Genomic DNA, 24,158 nt, shown 5'->3' with positions numbered 1-24,158 from the left:
TGCCGGTCAGATCACCCGACCGCTCGCGACCAGCAGCACCACATCGATCAGGGCCACCACCATCACCGCCCGGAAAGCCGTCACCGGCCGTCCGCCGGCCTCGCCTGCGCCGCGCCGCCCGCCGTACCAGCCGAGCGGTGGCACCACGGCGGCGGCCGCCACGGCCGACAGGCCCAGCCAGGAAGGGGGCCCGGGCGGCCCGACGACCAGGGCGACCGTCGCGGCCAGCAGCAGCGCGGCGGCGGCGACCCGGCTGCCCGCCGGGCCGAGCCGGTGCGGCAGCCCGCGCACCCCGGTGCGCGCGTCGTCGGCGAGGTCCGGCAGGACGTTGGCGAAATGGGCCCCCGCGCCGAGGCAGGCCCCGGCGGCGACCAGCCACGCCGGTGGCGCGGGCGCGCCGGGCAGGGCCAGCACCACGAAGGCGGGCAGCGCCCCGAAGGAGACCGCGTACGGCAGCACGGAGACCGGGCTGGACTTCAGCGGCCAGTCGTAGAGCAGCGCCGAGACCAGGGCGATCGTGACCCAGAGCGCGGCGGTCGGGTTGGTGGTCACCGCCAGCAGCGGGGTCGCCAGGGCCGCGAGCACCGCGCCCACCGCCACCGTGCGCCGGCTCACCGCGCCCGCGGCGACCGGCTTGTCGGTACGCCCCACCGCGGCGTCCCGCCCGGCGTCCAGCGCGTCGTTGGTCCAGCCGACGGCGAGTTGGCTGGCCAGCACCGTCGCGGTGACCGCGGCGACGCCGGTCGGGGAGTGTCCGGCCCCCCACGCGAGCAGACCGGAGACCGCGGTGACCGCCGCGGACGGCTCCGGATGGCTCGCCCTGACCAGCCCTAACACCGTCGACGACATAAGGGAAGTCTGGTCGTTACCGGGGAGTCGTGCCACGCTCGGTCCATGCGGAACGGTCCCGTGTCCACTCCGCCGCGCGTCCTGCCTCCCAACGACCCCCGTCAGTACGACGACCTGGCCGGCGAATGGTGGCGACCGGACGGCGCGTTCGCCATGCTGCACTGGCTGGCCCGGTCCCGCGCCGCCCTGGTGCCGCCCGCCACCCGGCCCGACGCCCTGCTGGTCGACCTGGGCTGCGGTGCCGGGCTGCTCGCCCCGCACCTGGCCGGCAAGGGCTACCGGCACGTCGGGGTCGACCTGACCCGGTCCGCGCTGGAGCAGGCCGCCGCGCACGGGGTGACGGTGGTCAACGGCGACGCCACGGCGGTGCCGCTGGTCGACCGCTGTGCCGACGTGGTGGCCGCCGGCGAGCTGCTGGAGCACGTACCGGACTGGCGGCGCGTGGTGGCCGAGGCGTGCCGGCTGCTGCGCCCCGGCGGTCTGCTGGTGCTGGACACCCTCAACGACACCGCGCTGGCCCGGCTGGTGGCGGTACGCATCGGGGAGCGGCTGCCGACGGTCCCCCGGGGCATCCACGATCCACGGTTGTTCGTGGACGCTCGGGAGCTGGTGGCCGAGTGCGCGCGGCACGGCGTCCACCTGCGGATCCGGGGCATCCGGCCGAGCCTGCGTGGGACGCTGGCCTGGCTCGTCCGGCGGGCCCGCGGCCGTCCTTCCGGGACGGTCGACGGGCGGCAGCCCCGGATCAAGCCGACCCGGTCGGTCGCCGTGCTCTACCAGGGACACGGGGTGCGGCACGGGTAACCGGACCGCCCGGGGGTACAGGGACGCAGGAGGGGGCGAGATGACGGTGAACGCGCTGGAGGCGGCCCGCCGGTTGGCGCCCCGGTTCGCCGCGCGGGCGGCACGGCACGACCGGGACGGCTCGTTCCCCGTGGACGACTTCGCCGATCTGCGCGAGGCCGGGCTCTTCGGGCTGATGGTGCCGCGCGAGCTGGGTGGGGCGGGCGCCACCTTCGCCGAGTACGCGGCCGTCGCCACCGAGCTGGCCCGGGGCAACGGCGCGACCGCGCTGGTGTTCAACATGCACGCCTCGGTCACCGGCGCGCTGGGCGCGGTCACCGAGGAACTGGCCGAGGCGCTGGGCGTACCCGACGAGGCGCTGGCCGCCCGGGACCGCCTGCTCCGCGCGGCGGCCGAGGGCTCCTGGTACGCGGTCGCGATGAGCGAACGCGGCGCGGGCGCGCGGCTGTCCCAGCTCAGCACGGTCTACGAGCCGGTCGACGGCGGCTGGCACGTCAAGGGCAGCAAGACCTTCTGCTCCGGCGCCGGGCACCCGGACGGCTATCTGGTGGCCGCGCGCAGCGCCGCCGACCAGTCGGTGGTCTCCCAGTTCCTGGTGCCGGCCGGCGAGGGGCTGACCGTGGAGCCGACCTGGGACTCGCTCGGCATGCGGGCCACCTCCTCGCACGACCTGCACCTGGACGTGACCGTCCCGGCGGACCGGCTGCTCGGTGGGGTGGAGGGGCTGGCGCTGGTGGTGGCCCAGCTGATGCCGCACTGGCTGGTGGCCAGCTACGCCGCCGTCTACGTCGGGGTGGCCCGGGCGGCGGTGGACGCGGCGGCCGAGCACCTGAACGCCCGCAACCTGGCCGGCCTGCCGGCGGTACGGGCCAGGTTGGGTCGGGCCGACGCGGCGGTGGCGGCGGCGCAGCTGGTGGTGGCGGAGGCGGCCCGCCGGGTCGACAAGGCCCCCGGTGACGCCGAGACCAACCGTTGGGTCTGGCGGGCCAAGCTGCTCGCCGGGACGACCGCGGCCGACGTGGCGGCGTCCGTGCTGGAGGCGGCCGGCACGTCGGCGACCCGACGGGGCCACCCGCTGGAGCGGCTCTACCGGGACGCCCGCTGCGGGTCGCTGCACCCCGCGACCTCGGACGTCTGCGCGGACTGGCTCGGCATCGCGGCGTTGGGCGGGGACCCGGATCGCGACGGATCGACCCCTCGTTGGTGAGGGCGAGGAGTTCGCCGGGTTTGCGAGCCCCGCAGCCCGAACGGAGGGCGGGACGGTGAGGGCGAGGAGTTCGCCGGGTTTGCGAGCCCCGCAGCCCGAACGGAGGGCGGGACGGTGAGGGCGAGGAGTTCGCCGGGTTTGCGAGCCCCGCAGCCCGAACGGAGGGCGGGACGGTGAGGGCGAGGAGTTCGCCGGGTTTGCGAGCCCCGCAGCCCGAACGGAGGGCGGGACGGTGAGGGCGAGGAGTTCGCCGGCTCGGCTAGCCCCGCAGCCCGAGCGGGAGGCGGCACGGTGAAGGCGGTGGGGGTGGTCGTTCCTGGGGCGGGGGCGGTCGCCGGGCGTGCAGTCGTGGACGAGAGGTGGGGGACATGGCCGTACCAGTGATCGCGGGACTCGGTACGGCACAGCCGCCGGGCGCCGCACAGGACGAGCTCTGGGAGGGCTTCTTCTCCCGGCACTTCTCCGGCACCACCCGGGCGCTGGCCGAGCGGATCTTCGCCAACTCCGGCGTGACCCGCCGGCAGGCGGCGGTGAACCCGCTGCTGGAGGACGTCTCCGAGTGGCCGACCGAGCGCCGGATGCGTCGCTACCAGGTCGAGGCGCTGCCGCTGGGCAAGGAGGCGGTGGGCCGGGCGTTGACCTCGGCCGGTCTCGCCGCCGGCGACATCGGGCTCTTCGTGGTCTGCTCCTGCACCGGGTACGCCACGCCAGGGCTGGACATCCTGCTCGCCCGGGACCTGGGCATGGCCCCCGACACGCAGCGGATGTTCGTCGGGCACATGGGCTGCTACGCCGCGCTGCCCGGGCTCGGCGCGGCGGCCGACTTCGTCACCGCGCGGGGGCGCCCGGCGCTGCTGCTCTGCGCCGAGCTGACCAGCCTGCACATCCAGCCGGCCAGCGCGCGGATGGACACCCAGCAGATCGTCTCGCACGCGCTCTTCTCCGACGCCGCGGTCGCCGCGGTGGTGGTCCCCGGCGCGGCCGGCCCCGGATCGCCCGGCGGGTACGCGGTGCGCGAGGTCACCTCGGTCACCGACACCTCCACCGCCGACCACATGACCTGGGACGTCACCGACACCGGTTTCCGGATGGGCCTGTCGCCGAAGGTCCCGCAGGTGCTCTCCACGCACGTTCGCGGGCTGGTCGACGACCTGCTGGCCCGCCACGGCACGGGCATCGCCGAGCTGGACGGCTGGGCGGTGCACCCGGGCGGCCCGCGCATCCTCAACGTGGTGGAGCGCGAGCTGGCCCTGCCGCCGGAGGCCCTCGCGGCCTCCCGGGCGACGTTGGACGAGCACGGCAACTGTTCGTCCCCGACGGTGCTGCTGATCCTGGACCGACTGGTGCGGGCTGCCGTGCCGCCGCGGCGGATCGTGATGCTGGCCTTCGGGCCGGGCCTCACCCTCTACGCCGCCCTGCTGGAACGTCGCGGTTAGGCTCGCCGGGTGGACGACCGGGCCGACGACCGGCTGCGTGGCGAGCTGCTGGCGGCGGCCGCCCTGCTCGCCGTGGCGGCGGGCGGAGCCTGGTGGTGGGCCAACTCGCCGGCCACCGGCCCGCCCGGGGTGTCGGTCGGCGCGAGCCCGGCACCGCGCGGCGTCGTCCCGTCCCGTTCGCCGCAGACCCTCGACGAGCTGCTGGCCGCCCACCCCGGCACGGCCGTCCGGGTCCACATCGACGGCGAGACCGGCCGCGTCATCGAGGCGACCGAGCTGCCGGGCGAGGGAAGCTACCTGACACTGCCCCGGTTCACCGACACTCTCTGGCGGGAGCACCTGACGCTGACCCCGGGTCAGGAACCGGTACGCCGGGAGTCGCTGCCCGACGGGGCGCGGCACCTGTTGCAGTACCGCTGCACCGGCCCGGGCGAGCTGCTGATCTCGATCGTCCGTGGCCCGACCACGGACACCGCCCGGACGACCTGCGACGGCGAGCGGGGTGAGCTCGACCTGTCCCACCCGATGGAGCCGGGGCCCGCCCTGCCCGCGCAGTCCGCGCCGACCCGGATCGAGTTCTCCGCCGTCGGCCCCCGGCCGGTCCAGGTGCAGGCGGAGCTCGTCGCCGTCCCCTGAGCCGAGCCTCCCGGTCGCGTCGCGTGATCGGCCGTGACCGTGCCGGGCCACGGCGGGCCCGCGACGCACGCTCCGAGCGGGGGTCAGCGGACCAGTCGGGCGAGGTCGGCGCGGTAGTCGCCGGCGATGGCCAGGTCGGGGATCACCCGCTGGACCGTGCCGGAGCGGTCGACCAGCAGCGCGGTGGCGACGCCGGGGCGGGGGTCGAGGTGCAGGGCCGCCCGTACGCCGCCAGCCGGGTCGGCGAGGGCGCGTACGGGGCCGCCGGGAACGGGGTCGGGGCCGACCGTACGGCCGCCGGTGACGGTGACCACCGAGACGCCGGCGGGTGCGGCGGCCTCCGCCGCGGCGACCTGTTCGGCGCAGGCGCAGGCGTCCACCAGGATGATCATCGCGGGCAGCAGCCGCCGCAGCGGCACCGGCGACTGGCCGGCGTCGACCAGGTCCAGCGCCGGCAGTGGCCGGCCGGTCAGCGTGCCGGGCGAGGTGGACGAGGGATACGGCAGGACGGTCGGCCGCTCGGTGCCCCGGGGCGAGCGGGGCCAGGTGACGGCGAGCAGGCCGCCGATGGTGGTGAGCAGGGCCACCACCAGGATCAGCACGGGCAGGGCGAGGGGTGGCCGGCCGTCGGCGCGCGGGGTCAGGCCCAACCGCCGGCGCCAGCGCGCGCCGGAGGTGCGGCGCCGCAGCTCGCGACGGAGCTGCTCGGCCTCTTCGGCCAGCGCCGACGCGTCGTCCGGTACGACCACCCGACCCCACTCCGGTGGCAGGTCGGGCAGCCCGTCGGACGGGCCGTGGCCCTCTGCGTCAGGCATGCCCATCGGACCCCCGGCAAAGTGGCTCGTGAGCGGACAGCGGTACCCCTCCAGCGTCCCGCACCGCCCCTCCTGCCGCCAGACCTGGGCGGGCCGGGCGCTGCCGGGCTACCATGGGAAAAGCGCATAGCCCGAGAAATCCACGCTCCGATCACCCGTACCGGGTTGTCATCCGTTCGTCACGGAGCGTGCTCGAACCATCGGTTTGACTGCCTGTCAAGCTGAAGAAATACCTCTCACAGGGCCCCTGAGCTGCGCCAACGGTCAGGACAGCGGTGAGACATCGGTGCCTGAGCGTGTTACCCTAGACACAGCGAAAGGGGTTTCGAACCTATGGTTTTCAGTGTCGGCGAGACCGTTGTTTACCCCCACCACGGGGCCGCACTCATCGAGGCAATCGAGACTCGGGTCATCAAGGGCGAGCCCAGGGAATACCTCGTCCTGAGGGTCGCGCAGGGTGACCTGACGGTCCGGGTGCCCGCTGAGAACGCCGAGATCGTGGGCGTGCGCGAGGTGGTCGGCGAAGAGGGCCTCGGCAAGGTCTTCGACGTGCTCCGTGCACCGCACACCGAGGAGCCGACCAACTGGTCGCGGCGTTACAAGGCGAATCTGGAGAAGTTGGCCTCCGGCAACCCGCTGAAGGTCGCCGAGGTCGTTCGCGACCTGTGGCGCCGGGAGCGGGAGCGGGGCCTGTCCGCGGGCGAGAAGCGCATGCTCGCCAAGGCCCGCGACATTCTCGTCGGCGAGGTCGCGCTGGCCGAGAAGAGCACCAAGGACGAGGCGGAGACGCTGCTCGACAAGGTGCTGGGCGAGGCCTAGTCCCCACGGCATCGTCGTACCCGTCCCGCAGCAAAGAAACCACCAGGACCGCGACGTGACCGCGCAGCTGAACCCGCGCGGTGACGTCGCGGTCCTCGTGCCTGCGGCCGGTGCCGGGGTACGCCTCGGCCCGGGCGCGCCGAAGGCGCTGCGCCTGCTGGGCGGCGAGCCGCTGCTGGTGCACGCGGTACGCCGGATCGCGGCCGCGCCGTCGGTGCACACCATCGTGGTGGCCGCTCCGGCGGCCGAACTGGATGCGGTCCGGCGGCTGCTAGCACCCGTGGCGCCGGTGCTGGTCGTGCCCGGCGGTGCGGAGCGGCAGGCGTCCGTGGCGGCCGCCCTGGCCGCCGTGCCACTAGGGCCCGACATCGTGCTCGTGCACGACGCCGCCCGCGCGCTCACCCCACCGGAGCTGGTCGAGTCGGTGGCCGGGGCGGTCCGCGCCGGGCACCACGCGGTGATCCCGGTGCTCCCGGTGGTCGACACGATCAAGGAGGTCGGCGCGGGCGAGGTTGTGCTCGGCACCGTCGACCGCTCCGCGCTGCGCGCGGTGCAGACCCCGCAGGGCTTCCGCCGGAGCGTGCTGACCGCCGCGCACGCCGCGGCGGGTGATTCGCTCACCGACGACGCCGGGCTGGTCGAGAAGCAGGGCGTACCGGTGTTCTGCGTGCCCGGCTCGGAGTACGCGCTGAAGGTCACCCGCCCGTTCGACCTCGCGCTCGCCGAGCACCTGCTGGCCGCCGGCCTCTGACGCGTACCCTCGGCTCATGATCGTTCCTCGGGTGGCCGTCGGCACCGACATCCACGCCTTCGCGCCCGGCCGGGCCTGCTGGCTGGCCGGACTGCACTGGCCGGGCCAGGACGGCCTGGCCGGTCACTCCGACGCCGACGTGGTCGCGCACGCCGCCTGCAACGCGCTGCTCTCCGCCGCCGGGCTCGGTGATCTCGGCGCGAACTTCGGCGTCGACCAGCCCGAGTGGGCCGGCGCCTCCGGGGTGGCGCTGTTGAGCGAGTCGGCCCGGCGGGTCCGGTCGGCCGGCTTCGAGATCGGCAACGTCTCGGTCCAGGTGGTCGGCAACCGTCCGAAGATCGGGCCGCGCCGGGAGGAGGCGCAGCGGGTGCTCTCCGCGGCGGTCGGCGCGCCGGTCACCGTCTCCGCCGCGACCAGCGACGGGCTCGGCTTCACCGGACGCGGCGAGGGGCTCGCCGGCGTCGCGGTGGCCCTGGTGTACGAGGCGCCGACCGCCTGAGGGGGCCGTCAGGGGCGCCGGGACCAGGTCCAGGCGTACCCCTCGTCCTCGCACTCGCCGGCCGCGTCGCAGAGGTCGAGCGGGCGGAAGGTGTCCACCATGACGGCCAGCTCGTCGAAGAAGTCGACGCCGATGGAGCGCTCCGCCGCACCCGGCTGCGGCCCGTGGGTGAAGCCCGACGGGTGCAGCGAGATGGAGCCCTGCTCGATGCCGGAACCGCGCCGGGCCTCGTAGTTGCCGCCGGTGTAGAAGAGCATCTCGTCGGAGTCGACGTTGTGGTGGTTGTACGGCACCGGGATGGCGTCCGGGTGGTAGTCCACCTTGCGCGGGACGAACGAGCAGATGACGAAGTTCGGGCCCTGGAAGGTCTGGTGCACGGGCGGCGGCTGGTGGATCCGGCCGGTGATCGGCTCGAAGTCGTGGATGGAGAAGGCCCACGGGTACATGTGCCCGTCCCAGCCGACCACGTCGAACGGGTGGTTCGCGTAGACGTGCTTAGTCCACCCGCGCCGGTGGCGTACCAGCACCTCGACGTCGGTGCCGTCGACCAGCAGCGGCGCGTCCGGTCCCCGGACGTCCCGCTCGCAGTACGGCGAGTGCTCCAGGAACTGGCCGCGCACCGACAGGTAGCGCTTGGGCGGGCCGATGTGGCCGCTGGCTTCGACGGCGAGCAGCCGGGTGGGGGCGTCGCCGGTCGGCACCAGCCGGTGCACGGTGGAGGTGGGGATGATCACGTAGTCGCCGGCGATCGCGTCGAGCACGCCGAAGGTCGACTCCACCCGCAGCGTGCCGGCCTCCACGTAGAGGCACTCGTCGCCGGTGGCGTTGCGGTAGAGCGGGGACGGCCGGTCGGCCAGCACGTACGCGATCCGCACGTCGTCGTTGGCCAGCAGGTAGCGCCGGCCGAGGACCGGGTCCGCGCCGGTGCCGTCGAGCTTGTGGGTACGCAGGTGGCGCGGCTTGAGCGGGAGGTTCGGCACCCGGGTGTACGCCGGCGGGGTGAACTCCTCGGCGGCGACGATCGCGGTGGGCGCGTACCGGTGGTAGAGCAGGGAAGAGTCGGAGGAGAAGCCCTCCTGGCCCATCAGCTCCTCGGCATAGAGGCTGCCGTCGGGCTGGCGGAACTGGGTGTGCCGCTTGCGGGGCACCTCGCCGACGCTGCGGTAGTACGGCATGTCGCCTCCCGTTATGTCCCGTTCTCCGGCCGGTGACGTCCGATAATCGGACGCTGTTGTCCGTTCCTTGTAGCGTCCCGTAGATTCTTGTCTCGTGTCAACGCAGGTGCCCCGCCTCTTCGCCGGCCTCGTCGACGACGCCGCCGTCTTCCCGCCCGGCAGCGCGTCCCTGCCGGACGCCGTCGCCGCGCACCGCGAGCACCGCGCCGCCTGGTACGCCGACATGGTCGGCCCGCTGCTGCTGCCCGCCTCGACGCTGCCGGCCCTGGCCGACCTGCTCGGCCCCGGCGAACGGATCGCCGTCGGCGTCATCGGTGACCTGCCGATCGGGCGGCTCGACGCGGCGCTCGCCGGGACCGACCCCCGGATCACCGTCCGTCAGGTCGAGGCGGCGGTCGCCAAGCGCGGCGAGGACCCGCAGCCCGGCCTGGCCGAGCTGCTGAAGCTCGCCGAGCGGCTGACCAATGTCGACGTCTACGCCGAGGTCCCGCTGACCTTCGGGCTCACCGGCGCGCTGGACACCCTGGCCGGGGCGCGGGCCGACGGGCTGCCGGTCGCGGCGAAGTTCCGCACCGGCGGACTGGCCGCCGAACTCTTCCCCACCCCGGTCGAGCTGGCCGCGGTGATCTGCGCCTGCCGCGACCGGCGCCTGCCGTTCAAGCTGACCGCCGGGCTGCACCACGCGCTGCGCCACCTCGACCCGGAGACCGGCTTCACCCACCACGGCTTCGGCAACGTGCTGGCCGCGACGCTCGCCGCCGCCCAGGGTGCCGAGGTGGACGCCGTCGCCGCCCTGCTCGCCGCGACCGACCCGCTGCCCCTGGTCGAGCAGGCGCGGGCGCGGCGCGACGAGGAGCGCCCGCTCTGGGTCGGCTTCGGCTCGTGCAGCATCCTGGAACCACTGACCGATCTGATCCGGCTGGGGCTGGTGAACGTGGGAGACGACCGATGAGCGAGCGCAGCGAGCGAATCAGCAGGCGCAGTGCGATGGTGCCTCATGGCGGCACGGAGCGGAGCGGAGTGGCGGCATGAGCTGGGTGACGGGTGCCGACGGTTCGCCGTACGGGGTGACCAACCTGCCGTACGGGGTGTTCCGGGCCGGCGGGCGCGGGCCGCGGATCGGCGTACGCATCGCCGATCTCGTGCTCGACCTGGCCGGCGCGGAGGCGGCCGGCCTGGTGCTCGCCGCCGGGGCGCTGGGCCGCCCCACCCTCAACGACTTCATGGCGCTGGGCCGTCCGCAGTGGACGGCGGTGCGGCAGCGGATCGTCGAACTGCTCACCGACACCGCGCACCGGGCGGCGGTGGAGCCGCTGCTGGTCCCGCTCGACGAGGTGGAGCTGCTGCTGCCGTTCGAGGTGGCGGACTACGTCGACTTCTACTCCTCCGAGCACCACGCCTCGAACGTCGGCCAGATCTTCCGCCCCGGCCAGCCGCCGCTGCTGCCGAACTGGAAGCACCTGCCGATCGGCTACCACGGCCGCGCCGGCACGGTGGTCGTCTCCGGCACCCCGGTGGTCCGCCCCACCGGGCAGCGCGCCACCGCGCAGGGCCCGACCGCCGGCCCCTCCGTACGCCTCGACATCGAGGCCGAGGTGGGTTTCGTGGTCGGTGTGCCGAGCGCCCTCGGCGACCGGGTCGCCGCCGCCGACTTCACCGACCACGTCTTCGGTGTGGTGCTGGTCAACGACTGGTCCGCCCGGGACATCCAGGCCTGGGAGTACCAGCCGCTCGGCCCGTTCCTGGGCAAGTCCTTCGCCACCTCGATCTCGGCCTGGGTGACTCCGCTGGACGCGCTCGCCGACGCGTTCGTGCCGGCGCCGGAGCAGGACCCGCCGGTGCAGGACTACCTGCGCGACACCCCGCACCTGGGGTTGGACCTGCGCCTCGCGGTGGAGTGGAACGGCGAGCGGGTGGCCGAACCGCCGTTCGCGACCATGTACTGGACGCCCGCCCAGCAGCTCGCCCACCTCACCGTCAACGGGGCCTCGCTGCGCACCGGCGACCTCTACGCCTCCGGCACCGTGTCCGGCCCGGACCGCGGCCAGGTCGGCTCGTTCCTGGAGCTGACCTGGGGCGGCGCCGAGCCGGTCAAGGTCGGCGGCGGCGAGACCCGCACCTTCCTGGAGGACGGCGACACCGTCACCATCCGGGCCACCGCCCCCGGCCCGGACGGCACCACCGTCGCCCTGGGCGAGGTCACCGGGCGGATCCTGCCGGCCCGCTGAGTCGCGTATCTGCCGGTCGCACCGGCTGTGCGACCGGCCGGCCCTCCTGCCGCGTTTGATCGACCGGATTCGGTCACCACTCCACGCCGTCCCGTCCCGGGGCGGCGTGGGTCGTGACCGGCATGGCACATCCCAGCGGACAGGAGGTACGGGCATGGACGATCTCGTGGGCGCGGTCTGGCGCACCAGTAGTCGGTCAAATGATCAAGGGCTCTGCGTGGAGGTGGCGGACAACCTCGCACGCGACCGGGGTGTGGTCGGGATACGTGATTCCAAGGACCCGGACGGGCCGGTGCTCGTCGTCGGCCCGCCGGGCTGGACGGCGTTCGTCGGGGCGATCCGCCAGGGTGGCTTCCGCCCCTGACTCGCGCCTGATCCGCGCCGCGGGACCGCACCGGTGCCCCGATCCGGGGCACCGGTGACGGAAATTCCACCGCAGGACCCCCCGTGGCGCCCTCACCCGCCGTACCGTGGACGCCACGGGAGGTGTCATGTCGACGGTCACGGTCACCGAGTTCATCGAGGCGCGGGCCGACGACGTGTGGGCGCTCCTGGTCGACCTGCCGGTCCGGGCCGACTGGCTCTGCACCGTCGGCGGCGTGGAGTTGCTGACCCAGGGCCGGTTGGGGCCGGGCACCGCCTGGCGGGAGACCCGCACCAGGCCGGACGGCGGTGACCAGGCGGAGGAGTTCGTGGTGCTGGAGGCCCGGCCGCCGCACCGACTCGTGCTCAGCTCCCCTGGCATCGGGGTGGACTACCGGATCACCTGGACGCTGCGCACCGTGCGGCGTCGGGGCCGCGGCTGCACCGCGGTGACCGTGGAGCACCAGGCGGTGCCGATCGCCCCGTACGGGCGGGTGGTCGCGCTGCTCTTCGGCGGGCTGGCCGCGCGGGCGGTGGAGGGAGCCATCCGGCGCGACCTCGCCGACCTGGCCGCCGCCGCCCGGCGTGCCAGCGGCGCCGAGGCCGCCTGAACCGCCGCACCCCGCCGCCGCGACCTGCGCGGGGCGGCGGCGGGCTGCCTCGGTAGGGTGCCGGGCGGAGGTGTGCATGGGTGTCCCGAAGGGCCGGCGACGGATCACCGTCGCGGTCGCGGCGCTGCTCGCCCTCGGGGTCGTCGGCGCCATCGGCTACCGGGTGCTGGCCCCCGCCGAGGTCGTCACGCCCGCCCAGGACGACCTGCCGCCCCTGGACACTTCGGCGACCGGGGTGGTGGGTCGACTGCCCGCCGCGCCGCTGATCGTCGACGGTCGGCTCCGGGTGTACGCGGCGCAGCGCCAGGTCTACGCCGACCGGCCGGCCGACAGCAAGCACCGGGTCACCCCGTTCTGGTCGTACCGGCGGTGGCCGGCCCAGCTCAACGGGGTGCTGGTGGCGGGTACCACGGTGGTGAGCCGCTGGTCCGACGGGAAGATCGTCGCGCTGGACGGCCGTACCGGGAAGGTGGCCTGGCGGGCCGACGGCCCGGCGCCGGGGAAGGGCTTCCCGGCCCGGCGCACCGGCGCGGCCATCGTCTGGGACCCGCGGGGGATCTTCCTCGCGTCGGGTCCGGGCGGCCGGACGACGCTGGTGGTTTCCGGCGCGGGCGACCTGCGCGGGTACGCGCTGGCCGACGGGCGGGAGCTGTGGCGGGCCGCCGGTGACGCCGACTGCCGGACCGATCTCGGGACCACGGCCGCCGGCCAGGTCCTGTCGGTGGACGCCTGTGCCGGCCCGGCGGCCGTGGAGTTCCGCGACGCGACGACCGGCGCGGTGGCCACCCGCTGGCGTCCTCCCGGCGCCGGCCCGGAGCTGGCCGTCACGGCGCTGGGCTGCCTGACCCCGCGCTCGCAGTGCCGGGGCCTGCGCACCTCGGACGGCCAGGGCTGGCTGGTCGGCCCCGGTGAGCCGCGTCCCGCGCCGGCCCTGGGCGCCGCCGACGTCATCCTCTCGGGCGAGTTCGCCATCGCGGTCACCGACGGCGTGCTGACCGGCTGGGACGCGCGCACCGGAGAGAAGCGGTGGCGGCGTGGCGACCTGGGCGAGGTGCGGGTGATCGCGGTCGAGCCCGGCCGGGTGCACGTGCTGAGCCGGCAGCGGGACCTGATCACCCTGGACCCGCGGACCGGGGCGCAGCGGTCCCGCTTCCCGCTCACCCTCGGGCAGGACGGGATCGGCTGGGTGCCGGGGCTGGCGTACGCGGCCGACGGCTACGTGGCCGTGGAACGGTTGCGCGAGCGGGCCCGCCCGGACGACGACGACCAGGGGTACTTCCTGATGGCCGAGCCGGTCGTGCTCGCGGTGACCTGAGCGATTGACCGACAAATAGGACAAAAGCCGGCAAAAGTTGCATAGCATGCCGGTGTCGGTCCGCCTCCGATCGGGGTTGGCGGAGGCGGACCGGTTCCGGGCTCAGGCGAGCGCCGACTCCGCGGCCAGGAGGAAAGCGTCGTTCTCGGCCGGGGTGCCGATGGTGACCCGGACCCCGTCGCCGGCGAACGGCCGGACGATCACACCGCGCGCCTCGCACGCCTTGCCGAAGTCCACCGCCCGCTCGCCCAGCGGCAGCCAGACGAAGTTGGCCTGGCTGGACGGCACGTCCGGGACCAGCTTGCGCAGCGCCTCGGTGACCCGGTCCCGCTCGGCGACGACCAGCGCGCAGCGCCGCTCGACCTCGTCCGCCTGCGCCAGCGCGGCCAGCGCGCCGGCCTGGGCGGCCATGCTGGTGGAGAAGGGGGTGACCACCTTGCGTACGGCCGCGGCCACCTCCGGGGCGGCGACCAGGAAGCCGATCCGCAGCCCGGCCAGCCCCCAGGCCTTGGAGAGCGTGCGCAGCACCACCACGTTCGGCCGGTCGAGGTAGGTCAGGCCGTCCGGCACCTCCGGGTCGGTGACGAACTCGCGGTACGCCTCGTCGATGACGACCAGCACGTCCTCGCCGACGGAGTCGAGGAACCGGTCCAGCTCCGCCCGGCGCACGGCCGTACCGGTGGGGTTGTTCGGGTTGCAGACCAGCACCATCCGGGTCCGGTCGGTCACCGCCGCGGCCATCGCCGCCAGGTCGTGGCCGTGGCCGGCGTCGTTGGGCACCCGCACGCTGGTCGCGCCGCTGGTCGCCGCGATGATCGGGTACGCCTCGAACGACCGCCACGAGTAGAGCAGCTCGTCGCCGGGCAGGCAGGTGGCCCGGACCAGGTGCTCGGCCAGCGCCACCGAACCGCAGCCGGTGGCGATCCGGTCGGCGTCCACCCCGTACCGCTCGGCCAGCGCCTGGCGCAGCGCCACCACGCCCATGTCCGGGTAGCGGTGCGAGCCGGTGACCGCCTCGGTGACCGCCTCGACCACGCCGGGCAACGGCCCGTACGGCACCTCGTTGCTGGCCAGCTTGATCGCCTCCGGCAGGCCCAGCTCCCGGGCCAGGTCGGCGGGGCTGCGACCGGGCACGTAGTTCGGCAGCGCGTCCAGGTCGGCGCGGGTCAGGCGCAGCGCGGGCTGGTGACGTCCGGTGTCGGTCATGGGGTGTCTCCCGGGGAGTCGGCACGGTCGTGCGGGGTGGCGGGGGTGGCGGGGCCGCCGGGTTGCGGCAGCCGCACCACGACGGTCTGGGCGCGCTTGTCGTGCAGCGCCTGGCGCAGCGGGTGGTCGAAGAGGACCGAGACCGCGTCGACGAGCTGGAGGAGCAGGCCGAAACCGCAGCAGTACCAGAGCAGGGTGGGCATGCCCAACGTGCTCCACCGGCGGGTCGCCCGGCCGAAGCCGAGCGGCTGGTCCGCCTCGACGGGCACCGCCCGGATCCGCATCACCCGCTTGCCGAAGGTCTGCCCGCCGGCGGCCATCGCCGGCACCTCGTACGCGAACCAGAGCGCGGTGGCGATCACCAGGATGGCGATCTGGAGGCCGGCTGCCTGCTCACCGGGGGCCGGCAGCGGCGCGTTGGTGGTGTCGCCCGTGGTGGCCCGGCGCCACGCCTCGTCGAGGGCGGGCGAGAGCTCGCGGACGTACCGGTAGACGAACCAGCCGTTGACCAGCACGTTGAGCAGGAGGAGCAGTCCGAGGTCGATCAGTCGGGCGACCAGTCGGGCGCCGTAGCCGGCCAGCGGCAGGCCGTGCGGGCGGGGCTCCGGCGGACGCCCCGGCCAGGTGGGGTACGGCCAGCCCGGCGGCGGTCCCTGGGGATGGCCCGCGCCCGGGCCGGGCGGCAGCCCGACGCCGGGCGGGACGCCCTGGCCGTGCGGTGCGCCGGCACCCCCCGCGCCGGGGCCGGGCGGCGCCGGGAACCCGGTGGCCGGCGCGGCGGGTGAGGCCGGCGGCTCGGGGGCGGGCGGCGGCTCCGGCGGCGGAGGACCCTCGGGCGGGGTGACGTCGACCGGGACGGGCGCGCCGACCCAACCCTCGCCGTCCCACCAACGCCTGGTGGTGGGCTCGGCGGGGTCGACGTACCAGCCTGGTTCAACGCTCACCCGGACACCTTAACGACGACGGTGCGGGCGAACTTGTCGTGGAGGCACTGCTGCCAGGGCTTGTCCCAGAGCTGCCAGAGGCCGTCGAGGTAGCTGAAGCCCGGGATGAACGACCCGCCGACCTGGTGCACGAGCCACCGCTTCGCCGCGGCCTTGCGGTCGAGCTGCTGAGTCGGGTCGATCGGCACCACGCGCAGCTTCATCACGCGCTTGCCGACCGTCTGTCCGGTCTTGAACATCATCTCCACGTGGAACAGGTAGGTGACACCGAGGGCGAACAGGAAGATCGCGGCTTCCAGGGCCAGGAAGGGCAGCAGGAAGTCCGTGAACGGGTCCGACTCCAGGGTGCCGTCGGGCGCGGTGGCGGTCAGGTCCGGCGTCACCCAGACGAAGAAGGCGATCACCGCGGGCAGGATGACGACCATGCAGGCCGCCATGAGCACCAGCCCGTCGATCAGCACCGCCAGCAGCCGGTCGCCGAAGCTGGCCAGGGGCTGGCCGCTCGGAGCGAACGGCACCCCGGGCAGGCCGGGCTGGAACGGTGCGCCGGGCGGTCCCGCCGGATAGCTCGGCAGGCCGGAGTACGGGCCGGGCTGCGGCGGGACGGCGTACCCCTGGGGGGTGGGACCGGAGGGCGGCGCGAAGCCGCCGGCGGCGGGCGAGGGCCCACCGGCCGGCGGCGTCGGGTACGTCGGAGGCTGCGTCACGCTCGACAGTGTTACAGGTTGCCGCGCGCTTCCTGCTCCCGCTCGATCGCCTCGAAGAGCGCCTTGAAGTTGCCCTTGCCGAAGCCGAGCGAGCCGTGCCGCTCGATCAGCTCGAAGAAGACGGTCGGGCGGTCCTGCACCGGCTTGGTGAAGATCTGGAGCAGGTAGCCGTCCTCGTCCCGGTCGACCAGGATCTTGCGGGACTTCAGCTCCTCGATCGGCACCCGGACCTCGCCGATCCGGGCGCGCAGCTCCGGGTCGTCGTAGTACGAGTCCGGGGTGTCCAGGAACTCGACGCCGGCGGCCCGCATCGCGTCGACGCTGGCCAGGATGTCGTTGGTGGCCACGGCGATGTGCTGGGCGCCCGGGCCCTGGTAGAACTCCAGGTACTCGTCGATCTGCGACTTCTTGCGGGCGATCGCCGGCTCGTTGAGCGGGAACTTCACCTTGCGGGTGCCGTTGGCGACGACCTTGCTCATCAGCGCCGAGTAGTCGGTGGCGATGTCGTCGCCGATGAACTCGGCCATGTTCGAGAAGCCCATGACCCGCTTGTAGAACTCGACCCACTCGTCCATCCGGCCGAGCTCGACGTTGCCGACCACGTGGTCGACCGCCTGGAAGAAGCGCTTCGGCTGGATACCGGCGTCGATCATGGGCTGGCGGTCCACGATCGGGCCGCGGGCGACGAAGCCGGGCAGGAACGGGCCGGTGTAGCGGGACCGGTCGACCAGGGTGTGCCGGGTGTCGCCGTAGGCGGCGATGGCGGCCATCCGCACGGTGCCGTGCTCGTCGGTGACGTCGTGCGGCTCGACCAGGCCGGTCGCGCCCTGGGCGGTGGCGTGCGCGTACGCGGCGTCGACGTCCGGCACCTCCAGCGCGATGTCGGAGACGCCGTCGCTGTGCTTCGCGACGTGGTCGGCGCCGGCGGCGTCCGGGCGGACCGCGCCGGTCAGCACGAACCGGGCCGAGCCGCTGGTCAGCACGTACTGGGCGTGGTCCCGGTAGCCCTGCTCCGGCCCCCGGTACGCGACACAGGTCATGCCGAAGGCGGTGGAGTAGTAGTGCGCGGCCTGCTTGGCGTTGCCGACCAGGAAGTGCACGTGGTCGAGGCCCTTGACCGGGAACGGGTCCCGGGTGATGTCGTGGTCGACGGCGCCGACGAGGGCGTCGACGTCGACCTCCTCGGTCGACTGGGGTCGGTCGATCGCCTGGGTCATGGTGTCCTCCCTTGCGTACCGGCCGGCCTCGTGGGCCGCCGCGGTGTTTCCGGTGCTCTTGCCAGGAGGATCGCGGTGATCCGGCGCACTGGGCAACCGTCGCGGTTTCGGCTGGTCATCCTGCACATTCGGTAGGGTGTTGAAACATGAACGCTGGACAGGATGTACAGCTCGACGAACTGGACGCCAGGTTGATCCAGTTGCTCGCCGACGAGCCGCGGATCGGGGTGCTGGAGTGTTCCCGCCGGCTCGGGGTGGCCCGGGGCACCGTCCAGGCCCGGCTGGACAAGCTGGTCGAGCGGCGGGTGATCGGCGGCTTCGGGCCGGACGTCTCGCCGGCCGCGATCGGCTTCGGGGTGACCAGCTTCGTCACCCTGGAGATCAGCCAGCGGCACGGCCACGACGCGGTCACCGCCCACCTGGCGGCCATCCCCGAGGTGCTGGAGGCGCACACCATCACCGGCTCCAGCGACCTGCTCTGCCGGATCGTCGCCAGGTCCAACACCGACCTCCAGCGGGTGATCGACCAGATCGTCTCGTACGAGGGCATCCGCCGCGCCTCCACGATCATCGCGCTGGCCGAGCAGATCCCGTACCGCGTCCTGCCCCTGGTCCGCTCCGCCGCCGCGCCCCGCTGACGCCCCGCGCTCCCGCGCCGGACAGCCCCGGCGCCCGGCGCCAACGCGCAGAAAGGGCGGCGACACTCCGGCGCGGGGCCGGGGGAGTTCGGTGATCGTCGCTACCGTGTGCGGTGTGAAGGGCCTTGGCGTACGCGGCTGGTTGCTGCTGGGGCTCATCACCGTGGTCGTGCTCGCCGCCACCGGGGTCTGGAACCCGTTCCCCGCGATCTGGGACTGGGTCGACCGGCGGCAGCCGATCTCCGACCCGGACGTGGTCTGGCAGCAGCGCATCGGCGGCACCCCGAAGAGCGTGACCATCGCCGGGGACACCGTCGTCATCGAGCAGCGGACCCGGGTCGAGGCGCGCAGCCTGGCCACCGGCACCCAACTGTGGGAGCGCAAGGCGGACTGGGCGGCGGTGGCCGGCGGGACCCGGGACCCGGTGGTAGCCGTGGGCAAGCTGCTGGTCAAGGGGTACGAACTGCTCGACCCGACGACCGGGGTGGTGCGCCGGCGCGACGACGACGCGGTGGCCGTCTGGACGTACCGGAACATGCTGCTCGACGCGCACTGCGTCGAGCCGACCGACTGCACCCTGACCGCCTGGGACCCGCGCGGCACCCGACCACTCTGGACGGCGTTCCTGCCCGGGGTCAGCACCGGCCTGTTCGCCGACAACCCCAACCTGCTCGGCACCCGCCGGCTCACCGCGCCCCGGATCGACGGCGGGGTGGCCGGCCCCGAGTCGGTGCCGCCGCTGCTCGGCTTCCCGGTCGACGGCCGGGTGCACGTGGTGGACACCGCCACCGGGCGGGTGGTGCAGAACGTCGAGCCGGGGCGGGACGAGCGGCTCGCCGTGATCGGCGGCCGGATGCTGCGGATCAGCGCCGTCTCCCGGGACGGCACCTGCCAGTACGTCATCTCCGCCCGCGACCCGGCCACCGGCCAGGAGGCGTGGCGAAAGGCCGGGGTCAACCTGCGCACCGCCGACAGCGCCGGCTGCGTGCAGCGGGAGGACCCGCAGGGCGCGCGGAACGTGCTGATCGGCGTGGCGCCGGACGGCCGGGAGGCGGTCATCGACGGGTACGACGGGCGGCTGCTGCTCGTCGACGCGGAGGGCGAGAAGCTGCTCGCCGTCGACGACCGGTACGCGCTGGTGCGCACCGCCGACAAGGACACCGTCGTCGGCCGGGAACTGGGCGTCGACCGGGTCCGCTGGAACCGTCCCGCCGGCGACCGGGCGGGCGCGGCGCTCACCCCGTACGCGGCGATCGTCACCCAGGAGAAGCCGAACCGGCTGGTCGCGCTCGACCCGCGGACCGGTCGGGAACTGGTGGTGCTGCGGACCAGCGCCAACGCGCTGGCGGTCGGGCCGAACGGCATGATCATCGGGGAGGGGCGGGAGATCGGGTACGTCCGGTTCGGCGGTGGTGGCGCCGAGCCGCCGCCCGACGGTGAGGGTGTGCCCGACCCCGACACCGGGAGCTCCCCCGGCCCGGCCACCGGGGGCGGCCCCGGGGACCAGCCGGACTGCGGGCCGAAGCGGGAACTCTGCCCCGACCCGGGTGACGAGGACAAGTGAGCGCGGCGGGCCCGCCCCGGGTGAGAGCGGCATCCCACGACGCACCCGGCGGGTGCCACCGATCGACCGGTCTGCCCTAGGCTTTCCCGTCATGAGCAGTGCCGCCGCGTTCTCGTACGCCCCCTTGCTGCCGACCGGTCCGGACCAGACGGAGTACCGCCTGGTCACCGACGAGGGCGTCGATGTCGTCAACGGCCCGGGTGGCCGTCGTTTCCTCACCGTGGAGCCGGCCGCGCTGACCGCGCTGACCGCCGAGGCGATGCACGACATCGCCCACTTCCTGCGCCCCGCGCACCTGGCCCAGCTCCGGTCGATCATCGACGACCCGGCCGCCTCGCCGAACGACCGGTTCGTCGCGCTCGACCTGCTGCGCAACGCCAACATCGCCGCCGGCGGCGTGCTACCGATGTGCCAGGACACCGGCACCGCGATCGTGATGGGCAAGCGCGGCCGGCACGTGCTCACCGACGGCGCCGACGCCGAGGCGATCTCGCGCGGTGTCTACCAGGCGTACACCCGGCTCAACCTGCGCTACTCGCAGCTCGCCCCGCTGACCATGTGGGACGAGCGGAACACCGGCAGCAACCTGCCGGCCCAGGTGGAGCTCTACGCCGAGGACCCGGACGGGCACCCGGACGCCTACAAGTTCCTCTTCATGGCCAAGGGCGGCGGCTCGGCCAACAAGTCCTACCTCTACCAGGAGACCAAGGCGCTGTTGAATCCGACGCGGATGATGCAGTTCCTGGAGGAGAAGCTGCGGCTCATCGGCACCGCGGCCTGCCCGCCGTACCACCTGGCCATCGTCATCGGCGGCACCTCCGCCGAGTACGCCCTGAAGACCGCCAAGTACGCCTCGGCCAAGTACCTCGACGCGCTGCCCACCGCCGGCTCGATGACCGCGCACGGCTTCCGTGACCTGGAGCTGGAGGCGGAGGTGCTGGAGCTGACCCGCAACTTCGGCATCGGCGCGCAGTTCGGCGGCCGGTACTTCTGCCACGACGTGCGGGTCGTCCGGCTGCCCCGGCACGGCGCCTCCTGCCCGGTGGCGATCGCCGTCTCCTGCTCCGCCGACCGACAGGCGGTCGCCAAGATCACGCCGTCCGGGGTCTGGCTGGAGCGGCTGGAGACCGACCCGGCCCGGTTCCTGCCCGACGTCACCGATGAGACGCTGGACGCCGAGATGGTCGTCAAGGTCGACCTCAACCGGCCGATGGACGAGATCCGCGCCGAGCTGGCGAAGTACCCGGTGAAGACCCGGCTGTCGCTGACCGGCCCGCTGGTCGTCGCCCGGGACATCGCCCACGCGAAGATCGCCGAGCGGCTGGACGCGGGCGAGCCGATGCCGCAGTACCTGCGCGACCACGCTGTCTACTACGCCGGCCCGGCAAAGACCCCGGAGGGCTACGCCTCCGGCTCGTTCGGCCCGACCACCGCCGGCCGGATGGACGCCTACGTGGAGAAGTTCCAGGCCGCCGGCGGCTCCCAGGTGATGCTCGCCAAGGGCAACCGCTCGGCCCAGGTCACCCGCTCCTGCCAGCAGCACGGCGGCTTCTACCTCGGCTCGATCGGCGGCCCGGCGGCCCGGCTCGCCCAGGACTGCATCAAGCACGTCGAGGTGCTCGAATACCCGGAGCTGGGCATGGAGGCGGTCTGGAAGATCCAGGTCGAGGACTTCCCGGCGTTCATCGTGGTCGACGACAAGGGCAACGACTTCTTCGCCGAGGTCACCAAGCCGGTGCTGACCGTCGGTCGCCGCTGAGCTTCGACGTACGCGAAAGGGGCGCCGGGTGGGATCCCACCCGGCGCCCCTTCGTCGTGCCGCCGGTCAGCCCTGGTCGATCCAGATGCTGTAGTAGGCCGAGCCGGAGGTCACCCCGCTCGCGGTGCGGCTGCGCACGGTCAGGTCATGGCTGTACGCCGACTCGGCGGTCCAGGTGACCCGGGCCGTGCCCGCCGCGTCGGCCGGCACGGTGCGCTCCGGCCCCCCGTCGAAGGAGTAGACGAACTCGGTGGTGCCGGGGAGCTGGGCGGTGAAGAGGAAGTCACCGGTCTGGCCGACCGTTGCGCTGCCGCCCCAGACGAAGACGTCCGAGGAGACCATCGGGCTCAGCGGGTCCACCTGGAACGAGTAGAAGTCCGGGTCGGTGGTCACCCCGTCCGCCGTCCGGGCCCGCACCTGAAGCTCCATCCAACCGCCCCACATCTCGTCGAGGCTGCTCGGCGTCCACTGGATGGTGGCCGTGCCGTCCGGTCCCGCCTCGACGGTCCGCTCCGGCTCGCCGCGGAAGGTGTAGACGTACGACGTGATCCCGGCGCTGTCCGGGTGCGGGCGGAAGGTGAAGGTGCCGGGCACACCCGGGCCGCCCCCGGTCGCGTTGCGCGGGTAGACGGTGGACTCGGCGACCGGGGCACGCGAGGCCACCTCGAACGACAGATCGGCGGTTGCCGACTCGACGCCGTCCGCGGTCCGGCTGAACACCTGCATGGAGTGGTAGTACGCCGACTCCGGGGTGTAGCTGAGCGTCGCGGAGCCGTCCTCGCCCGCCGGCACGGTCTTCTGCTCACCCCAGTTGAACGAGTAGACGTACTCGGTCACGCCGTCCATCCCGGGCTTGAGGACGAAACTGCCCTTCGTGCCGACCGGTGCGCCGACCGAGCCGTCCAGCGGCCACTGCGCCGAGCTGACCAGCGGCTCGGTCCGGACGTAGAAGTTGACTGCGGCGTCGCCGGAGACCAGCCCGCCTCCGGTGCGGCTGCGGACGTGCAGGGTGTTCCACGCGGTGGTCGGGGTCACCGAGGCCGTGGCCCGACCCTCGCCGTCGGCGGTCACCGTGTGCTCCGGCCCGTCGTTGAGCTGCCAGACGTACTCCACCACGTCCGTCATGTTCGGCGCGAAGGTGAATGTGCGGGCTTGACCCAGCCGCCCGTCCGGGTTGCCGTCGGTGACCGTCGGCGCGGTGTTGCGCACGACGAACTCGTAGACGGTGTCGGGGGAACGGTTGCCGGTCCTGTCCACGGTCTGCACGTACAGCCGGGTCGGCCCGTCCCGCTCCGGGGTGATCGAGACGGTCGCCGTGCCCGGCCCGTCGGCGGCGACATACGTGGTCGCGCCCCAGAAGCCGTAGCGGAAGCCCGCGAGGTCGTCGGCCTTGGCGGTGAAGGTGAACCGGCCGGGGATGCCGACCCCGCCGTGCCCGGGCCAGTTCCAGCCGGAGGGGTAGTCGGTCGAGGTGACCGTGGGCACCGGCGGGACCTTCGTGTCGACGGTGAACCGGCACTCCGGCGACCAGCCGGAGGCGGCGCGCTCGTCGGCGGCCTTGACCGCGAAGGCGTACGTGCCGCCGTCGACCATCAGCCCCGGCTGGACCGAGTACGTGAAGCGGGCGGGCGCGTACCTCGAGTACGAGGTCCACTCGGTCCGCTGCTCCGGGTGGTCGACCGGCCACCAGGCGAACGTGGCGGTGACCTGGTCGCCCGCGAAGCCGTCGGTCCTGTCGGGGTCGGTCACCTCGGCGGAGAAGGTCGGCGTGGTGGTGCCGATCCGCAGCCCCTCTGCGCAGGCCAGACCGGAGACGGTGAGCTTGCCCGGCACGTCCGGCGCGGCGTTCGCGTTGAGCGAGATGCCCGGCTGCTCGATCCGCCGGCCGAAGTGCTTGCCCTCCTCGTGGTCCCCGGCGACCCGGGCCATCAGGGTGAGCGAGTCCCGCCCCTCGTCGACCGCCCGCTGCACCGCCGCGGTGACCAGCATCTCCAGGTAGCCCGCCGGGCAGCGGGTCGCCGTGGCGCCCAGGTTGCCGACCTTCTCCCGCACCGCCGGGGCGTCCGCCCAGGTCGGCGCGTCCGCCGGGGTGTCCGTACGCCACAGCTCCAGCTCGCGCGGCTTCGTGCAGTCGTCGACCGACGTCTCGCCGGTCTGGAGTTCGGCGCTAATGATCTCCTTGCCCAGGTACGGCGTGAGGTCGAAGCTGAAGTAGGCCCGGGAGGTGTGCTTGTCACCGTCGGCCTCCCAGGTGCCGACCGGCAGGGCCTCGCCCGCGGCGACCGGGAAGGCCCGCGTCGGCTGGTGGACGTCGGTGTAGCTGGCGCTGGTCGGCGTGACCCAGCGGGTGAAACCGGCGGCGGCCGGCTGCCCGGTCGCCGCCAGCGCGCCCGTGGTGGTGAGCAGGGCCGCGAGGCCCGTGCTGAGAAACCGGCGCGATACGCGCCGCCGGCGTGCCGTGGACACGCCGGGGGAACCCCCGTTGAACTGCAAGGTGAAGCCTCCGAGGAGAGTGGAGAGATTTGCATGATCTTAAGTAGGTGAGTGTCCGGGGCGCGCCCGACTTTCGGTCAGCCCGCATCGACCGTTGTGAGGGACCGCGGAGGGGCGATTCG

At 73.8% G+C, this 24,158-nt stretch carries 23 protein-coding genes; 15 read left to right on the top strand and 8 right to left on the bottom strand.

All coding sequences use genetic code 11. The features are described 5' to 3' along the window. Positions 1-6: 6 nt before the first annotated feature. Complete coding sequence (locus ACTMS9_RS20545; protein WP_441142006.1) at positions 7-849, bottom strand: UbiA family prenyltransferase; 843 nt, start codon at positions 847-849, stop codon at positions 7-9. A gap of 45 nt (positions 850-894) precedes the next feature. On the opposite strand from ACTMS9_RS20545, the gene ACTMS9_RS20540 reads away from it, so the two are divergent. From ACTMS9_RS20540 to ACTMS9_RS20525, 4 genes are all read left to right on the top strand, one after another. After that, positions 895-1,653: a methyltransferase domain-containing protein gene (locus ACTMS9_RS20540; RefSeq protein WP_441165715.1), complete on the top strand. Its 759-nt coding sequence runs from the start codon at positions 895-897 to the stop codon at positions 1,651-1,653. Positions 1,654-1,693: 40 nt separating this feature from the next. Next, on the top strand, positions 1,694-2,860 hold the full coding sequence (locus tag ACTMS9_RS20535) for an acyl-CoA dehydrogenase family protein (RefSeq protein WP_441165714.1): 1,167 nt from the start codon (positions 1,694-1,696) through the stop codon (positions 2,858-2,860). A 368-nt stretch (positions 2,861-3,228) separates the two neighbouring features. After that, on the top strand, positions 3,229-4,296 hold the full coding sequence (locus ACTMS9_RS20530; protein WP_441142008.1) for a type III polyketide synthase: 1,068 nt from the start codon (positions 3,229-3,231) through the stop codon (positions 4,294-4,296). Between the two features lie 9 nt (positions 4,297-4,305). Beyond that, positions 4,306-4,932: a hypothetical protein gene (locus ACTMS9_RS20525; RefSeq protein WP_441142009.1), complete on the top strand. Its 627-nt coding sequence runs from the start codon at positions 4,306-4,308 to the stop codon at positions 4,930-4,932. 83 nt (positions 4,933-5,015) lie between these two features. Here ACTMS9_RS20525 and ACTMS9_RS20520 read toward each other — a convergent pair whose 3' ends face one another. After that, positions 5,016-5,753: a hypothetical protein gene (locus ACTMS9_RS20520; RefSeq protein ID WP_441142010.1), complete on the bottom strand. Its 738-nt coding sequence runs from the start codon at positions 5,751-5,753 to the stop codon at positions 5,016-5,018. A 327-nt stretch (positions 5,754-6,080) separates the two neighbouring features. On the opposite strand from ACTMS9_RS20520, the gene ACTMS9_RS20515 reads away from it, so the two are divergent. Genes ACTMS9_RS20515 through ispF form a run of 3 tightly spaced genes read left to right on the top strand, consistent with a single transcriptional unit; the run spans position 6,081 to position 7,816 of the window. Continuing rightward, positions 6,081-6,566 carry a CarD family transcriptional regulator gene (locus tag ACTMS9_RS20515; RefSeq protein ID WP_088959974.1) on the top strand — a complete coding sequence of 162 codons (486 nt, stop codon included), beginning with the start codon at positions 6,081-6,083 and terminating at the stop codon, positions 6,564-6,566. Positions 6,567-6,621: 55 nt separating this feature from the next. Beyond that, positions 6,622-7,317, top strand: coding sequence for a 2-C-methyl-D-erythritol 4-phosphate cytidylyltransferase (ispD, locus tag ACTMS9_RS20510; RefSeq protein WP_441165713.1), 696 nt, complete (start codon positions 6,622-6,624; stop codon positions 7,315-7,317). Between the two features lie 16 nt (positions 7,318-7,333). Continuing rightward, positions 7,334-7,816 (top strand): 2-C-methyl-D-erythritol 2,4-cyclodiphosphate synthase, encoded by a 483-nt coding sequence (gene ispF, locus ACTMS9_RS20505; RefSeq protein ID WP_441142012.1) that lies wholly within the window; start codon positions 7,334-7,336, stop codon positions 7,814-7,816. 8 nt (positions 7,817-7,824) lie between these two features. Here the strand turns inward: ispF and ACTMS9_RS20500 are convergent, their stop codons facing one another. Next, positions 7,825-8,991, bottom strand: coding sequence for a homogentisate 1,2-dioxygenase (locus ACTMS9_RS20500; RefSeq protein ID WP_441142013.1), 1,167 nt, complete (start codon positions 8,989-8,991; stop codon positions 7,825-7,827). Positions 8,992-9,085: 94 nt separating this feature from the next. Between ACTMS9_RS20500 and ACTMS9_RS20495 the strand changes: the two genes are divergently transcribed. From ACTMS9_RS20495 to ACTMS9_RS20475, 5 genes are all read left to right on the top strand, one after another. Further along, entirely contained in the window at positions 9,086-9,943 is an 858-nt protein-coding gene (locus ACTMS9_RS20495) for a hypothetical protein (protein WP_441142014.1), read from the top strand. A gap of 76 nt (positions 9,944-10,019) precedes the next feature. Next, on the top strand, positions 10,020-11,219 hold the full coding sequence (fahA, locus tag ACTMS9_RS20490) for a fumarylacetoacetase (RefSeq protein WP_441165712.1): 1,200 nt from the start codon (positions 10,020-10,022) through the stop codon (positions 11,217-11,219). Between the two features lie 154 nt (positions 11,220-11,373). Then, positions 11,374-11,583 carry a DUF397 domain-containing protein gene (locus tag ACTMS9_RS20485; protein WP_210774230.1) on the top strand — a complete coding sequence of 70 codons (210 nt, stop codon included), beginning with the start codon at positions 11,374-11,376 and terminating at the stop codon, positions 11,581-11,583. Positions 11,584-11,710: 127 nt separating this feature from the next. Beyond that, positions 11,711-12,193, top strand: coding sequence for an SRPBCC family protein (locus ACTMS9_RS20480; RefSeq protein WP_088959981.1), 483 nt, complete (start codon positions 11,711-11,713; stop codon positions 12,191-12,193). A 76-nt stretch (positions 12,194-12,269) separates the two neighbouring features. Next, positions 12,270-13,508: an outer membrane protein assembly factor BamB family protein gene (locus ACTMS9_RS20475; RefSeq protein WP_441165711.1), complete on the top strand. Its 1,239-nt coding sequence runs from the start codon at positions 12,270-12,272 to the stop codon at positions 13,506-13,508. A 102-nt stretch (positions 13,509-13,610) separates the two neighbouring features. Here ACTMS9_RS20475 and hisC read toward each other — a convergent pair whose 3' ends face one another. Genes hisC through hppD form a run of 4 tightly spaced genes read right to left on the bottom strand, consistent with a single transcriptional unit; the run spans position 13,611 to position 17,582 of the window. Beyond that, positions 13,611-14,714 (bottom strand): histidinol-phosphate transaminase, encoded by a 1,104-nt coding sequence (gene hisC, locus ACTMS9_RS20470; RefSeq protein ID WP_441142017.1) that lies wholly within the window; start codon positions 14,712-14,714, stop codon positions 13,611-13,613. Continuing rightward, positions 14,711-15,658: an RDD family protein gene (locus ACTMS9_RS20465; RefSeq protein ID WP_441142018.1), complete on the bottom strand. Its 948-nt coding sequence runs from the start codon at positions 15,656-15,658 to the stop codon at positions 14,711-14,713. Before ACTMS9_RS20465 ends, hisC begins: the two co-directional genes overlap by 4 nt. After that, complete coding sequence (locus tag ACTMS9_RS20460; RefSeq protein ID WP_441142019.1) at positions 15,655-16,365, bottom strand: RDD family protein; 711 nt, start codon at positions 16,363-16,365, stop codon at positions 15,655-15,657. Before ACTMS9_RS20460 ends, ACTMS9_RS20465 begins: the two co-directional genes overlap by 4 nt. Before the next feature lie 11 nt (positions 16,366-16,376). Beyond that, positions 16,377-17,582, bottom strand: a complete 1,206-nt coding sequence (gene hppD, locus ACTMS9_RS20455; protein WP_154941418.1) for a 4-hydroxyphenylpyruvate dioxygenase — start codon at positions 17,580-17,582, stop codon at positions 16,377-16,379. A gap of 146 nt (positions 17,583-17,728) precedes the next feature. Between hppD and ACTMS9_RS20450 the strand changes: the two genes are divergently transcribed. From ACTMS9_RS20450 to ACTMS9_RS20440, 3 genes are all read left to right on the top strand, one after another. Then, positions 17,729-18,220, top strand: coding sequence for an Lrp/AsnC family transcriptional regulator (locus ACTMS9_RS20450; RefSeq protein WP_154941420.1), 492 nt, complete (start codon positions 17,729-17,731; stop codon positions 18,218-18,220). 157 nt (positions 18,221-18,377) lie between these two features. Beyond that, positions 18,378-19,784 (top strand): hypothetical protein, encoded by a 1,407-nt coding sequence (locus ACTMS9_RS20445; RefSeq protein ID WP_441165792.1) that lies wholly within the window; start codon positions 18,378-18,380, stop codon positions 19,782-19,784. A gap of 91 nt (positions 19,785-19,875) precedes the next feature. Next, positions 19,876-21,543, top strand: a complete 1,668-nt coding sequence (locus ACTMS9_RS20440; RefSeq protein WP_441142020.1) for a fumarate hydratase — start codon at positions 19,876-19,878, stop codon at positions 21,541-21,543. Between the two features lie 66 nt (positions 21,544-21,609). Here the strand turns inward: ACTMS9_RS20440 and ACTMS9_RS20435 are convergent, their stop codons facing one another. Then, entirely contained in the window at positions 21,610-24,009 is a 2,400-nt protein-coding gene (locus ACTMS9_RS20435; protein ID WP_441165710.1) for a DNRLRE domain-containing protein, read from the bottom strand. Positions 24,010-24,158: the final 149 nt, after the last annotated feature.

Origin of the sequence: Micromonospora sp. L31, assembly GCF_052068075.1 — a bacterium.
GTDB lineage: Bacteria > Actinomycetota > Actinomycetes > Mycobacteriales > Micromonosporaceae > Micromonospora > Micromonospora purpureochromogenes.
Note: the sequence above shows the minus strand (reverse complement) of the source record. Positions and strands in the feature narration are given on the sequence as shown.